General features: G+C 65.0%; 2 protein-coding genes and 1 pseudogene. 2 read left to right on the top strand and 1 reads right to left on the bottom strand.

From position 1 onward, the window contains the following. Positions 1-79 precede the first annotated feature (79 nt). On the bottom strand, positions 80-2,053 hold the full coding sequence (locus tag ACNA7R_RS19530) for a 3-hydroxyacyl-CoA dehydrogenase NAD-binding domain-containing protein (protein ID WP_416285194.1): 1,974 nt from the start codon (positions 2,051-2,053) through the stop codon (positions 80-82). A gap of 115 nt (positions 2,054-2,168) precedes the next feature. On the opposite strand from ACNA7R_RS19530, the gene ACNA7R_RS19525 reads away from it, so the two are divergent. Next, positions 2,169-3,320, top strand: coding sequence for an acyl-CoA dehydrogenase family protein (locus tag ACNA7R_RS19525; protein ID WP_416285192.1), 1,152 nt, complete (start codon positions 2,169-2,171; stop codon positions 3,318-3,320). 76 nt (positions 3,321-3,396) lie between these two features. Continuing rightward, positions 3,397-3,960, top strand: a pseudogene (locus tag ACNA7R_RS19520) (DUF362 domain-containing protein); the annotation flags it as partial.

Genomic DNA, 3,960 nt, shown 5'->3' with positions numbered 1-3,960 from the left:
ACAACTGCAACGATTTACACACTGATCGCACAGCTGTCGTGCGATCAGGTGTGCATTGACTTGCAGTGGCTACTATAGCTCACTTCCCCTCGAACTCCGGCTCCCCGTCGCCCATGAACGCCGTGATCCCCTCCATCAGGTCGTCGGTCGCCATCAGCTGACCGAACGCCGACGCCTCGTACTCGAGACCGGCGTCGGTATCGTGGCGGCCAGCGAGCATCGCACGCTTGGTGTACTTCGTCGCGATCGGCGGCCCGCCGGCGAGGTTGGCGGCCAGTTCGAACGCTCGTTCCTCGAGGTCGGCGTTGTCGACGACGTCGCTGACGAAGCCGAACCGCTTCATCTCGTCGGCCTCGTAGCGCTCGGCCGTGAGGATGATCTCCTTGGCCGGTCCCTCTCCGATGAGGTTCGCCAGGCGCTGGGTACCGCCCCAGCCGGGGATCAGTCCGAGGTCGAGTTCGGGCTGACCGAACTCGGAGCGTTCGCTCGCGATCCGGATGTCCGCACACATAGAGAGTTCCATCCCGCCGCCGAGACAGTAGCCGTCGATACCCGCTACGACCGGCAGTTCCGAAGACTCGAGTTTACCGAACACGGACTGACCCTGCTTCGAGAGTTCGACGGCACCGATCGGGTCCGCACCCCCGGCGGCCATGCTCTGGACGTCCGCGCCCGCGGAGAACGCGCGGTCGCCTTCGCCGACGATGAGGATCGAGCGAACCTCGTCGTCGTCCTCGAGGATTTCGACAGCTTGCGCGAGCTCTTCGAGCAAGTCGTCGCTGATGGTGTTCATCCGGTGTGGCCGATCGAGGACGATCTGTCCGACCATCTCCCCGGGGTACTCGACGCGGATCGCGTCGAACGCGACCTCGTCGTCGTCCTCGCCGGTCTCGTAGAATCCACCCTCGCTCGCGCGCTCCTCGAGGTAGTCGGCGGGCGCGTAGCGCTCGTGGCCCGTCGCCTCGTAGGCGTCCTCGAGGGCCTCGAGTGCGTTCTCGAGGCCGAACTCGTCGGCCAGCTTGACGGGGCCGTCGGGGAAGCCCGCGCCGAGCTGGGTCGCCTCGTCGATCGATTCCGGCGGGGCGACGTCGCCGCCGATCAGCTTCGCGGCCTCGTTGGCCATCGTGGCGACGAGTCGCTCCTCGACGAGGTCGGACCCCTCGTCGGTCGGGATATCGGCGCCGTCGCCGTCCTCGTAGTCGTAAAAGCCCTTTCCGGTCTTCTTGCCCAGCTCCTCGTTCTCGACCTTGCGCTCGAGCAGCGGGCAGGGCTCGTAGGCCTCGCCGAGGACCTCGTGCATGTACTCCAGCACGTGGTAGCTGACGTCGTTGCCGACCTGGTCGCCGAGTTCGAAGCTGCCCATCGGCAGTCCCATTCCGTACTTGGTCGTCGAGTCGACCTCGGCGATGGTGGCCTCGCCCTCCTCGACGAGCCAGCAGGCCTCGTTCATCAGCGGGACGAGGATGCGGTTGACGATGAAGCCGGGCGAGTCCTTGTGGACGCGTACGGGCGACTTGTCGAACGCCTCGGCCAGCGCCTCGACGACCTCGAGGGTCTCCTCGTCGGTCTCGGCGCCCGAGATCACTTCGACCAGCGGCATCCGAACCGGCGGGTTGAAGAAGTGCATCCCGCAGAACCGCTCCGGTCGCTCGGTGACGTCCGCGAGTTCGGTGATCGAGAGGCTCGAGGTATTGGTCGCGAAAATGGCCCGGTCGGGCGCGACCTCCTCGAGTTCCCCGTAGACGTCCTTCTTGATCTCCATCTTCTCGGGGACGGCCTCGATGACGATATCGGCGTTTCCGCAGGCTTCCTCCATGTCGACCAGCGGCGTCACGCGCTCTAAGGCGGCGTCGGCTTCCTCCTGAGAGAGCTGGTCGTTCTCGGCGAGTTTGTTCAGCGACCACTCGATCTGGTCGTAGCCGTCCCGGACGAACTCCTCTTTGATATCGCGCATGGCGACGTCGTAGCCGGCCATCGCGGCGACCTCCGCGATACCGTGTCCCATGTTGCCCGCTCCAAGAACTGCGACGGTGTTGATATCGTCTATCTCCATAGTATCGTATGCAGTGCGGACCCGTTTGAACGTTTCCCTCTTTCGTAAATGAAACTACAGTTCCGTTTACTTCCGGTTACAAACACCTTTACCCGATCGTAGATAACTATCGTCCATGGAATTCGGGCTCTCCGAAGAACAGCAACAGATCCGCGACGAGGTCACGCGATTCGCGGAAAACGAGATCGTTCCCGTCGCCCAGGAGTACGACGAGGAGGAAAAGTACCCCCACGACGTCATCGATAAGGCCGCCGAGATGGGGCTGACCGGCGCCTACATCCCGATGGACTACGGCGGGGCCGGCTACTCCATCCTCGACACCGCGATCATCACCGAGGAGCTGTTCTCCTACGACCCCGGGATCGCGCTCTCGATCGTCTCGACCTCGTTCGGCTGCGAGGCGATCATGAACTTCGGGACCGAAGACCAGAAGGAACGGTTCCTCGAGCCCGTCGCGATGGGCGAGAAAATCTCGGGTGCGGCGATCTCCGAGCCCGACACCGGCTCCGACGTCTCCTCGGTCTCGACGCAGGCCGAGAAGGACGGCGACGAGTGGGTGGTAAACGGGAACAAGATGTGGATCACCAACGGCACCGTCGGCGACTTCTTCGTCGTGCTCTGTGAGACCAACCCCGAGGCCGAGGGACGGTACAACGGGTTCAGCCAGATCGTCGTCGAGTCCGACCGCGACGGCTTCTCGGCCGACAAGATCACCGGCAAGCTCGGAATCCGAGCCTCCGACACCGCCGAACTCGTCTTCGACGACGTCCGCGTTCCCGAGGAGAACCTCATCGGGACGAAAGACGCCGCGTTCATGCAGCAGATGCAGTTCTTCGACGAGACTCGGACCGCCGTCGCGGCCCAGGGCGTCGGTATCGCGAAGGGTGCGACCCGCGCCGCCCTCGAGTACGCCCAGGACCGCGAGCAGTTCGGCCAGTCGATCTCGGAGTTCCAGGCGATCCAGCACAAACTCGCCGAGATGGCGACCGACACCGAGGCCGCCCGCAACCTGACCTACAAGTCCGCCTGGAAGGTCGACCAGGGCGAGGACATCACCAAGCTCGCCTCGATGGCCAAGGAGTACGCCTCCCGGGTCGCCGTCGACGTCGCCGACGAGGCCGTCCAGATCCACGGCGGCGCCGGCTACGTCAACGACTTCCCCGTCGAGCGGTTCTACCGCGACGCGAAGATCACCCAGATCTACGAGGGAACCAGCGAGATTCAGAAGAACGTCATCGCCCGCGAGATGCTCGGGAAGGGTTTCTAACACGTAGCTCTCCCGTCGCTCCGATCCGAGTCGGTCCCTCGGTACGCTTTTCCCGTTCTCCGCTCACACTCCTTCTATGCGCGACGATCTCACGGTATCCGAGTCGACGGTCGGAACGGCCTGCGGGGAGGTGGCCCTGCCGCGGATGGGGCTCATCGAACAGCGCTGGGAGACGGACCCGATTCCGCCCGACGCGGTCGCTGCCGAGGCGGCCGCGGCGGTCGAAGACCTCGAGCTCGAGGACGTCCCCGCAGGCGGCGAGGTCGCCGTCGGGGCGGGAAGTCGCGGCATCGCCAACCTCCCCGAAATCGTCGACGGCGTCGTCACTGGATTGCGGGAGCGAGGGTACGAGCCGTTCGTCTTCCCGGCGATGGGGAGCCACGGCGGGGCGACCGCGGAGGGGCAACGCGAGAAGCTCGCGACGCTGGGCGTCACGGAGGAGGAGATCGGTTGTGAGATCCGGGCGACGATGGACGTCGTCACGGTCGGCGAGACGCCCGAACGCGAGGTCCCGGTGTACGCCGACGCCCACGCCGTCGAGGCCGACGCCATCGTCCCGGTCAACCGCATCAAACCCCACACCGACTTCGGCGGGGAGGTAGAGAGCGGGCTCTCGAAGATGCTCGTCATCGGGATGGGG

This window comes from Natronococcus sp. (assembly GCF_047921035.1).
Classification (GTDB): domain Archaea; phylum Halobacteriota; class Halobacteria; order Halobacteriales; family Natrialbaceae; genus Natronococcus.
This window is presented reverse-complemented; position numbering and strand designations above follow the sequence as displayed.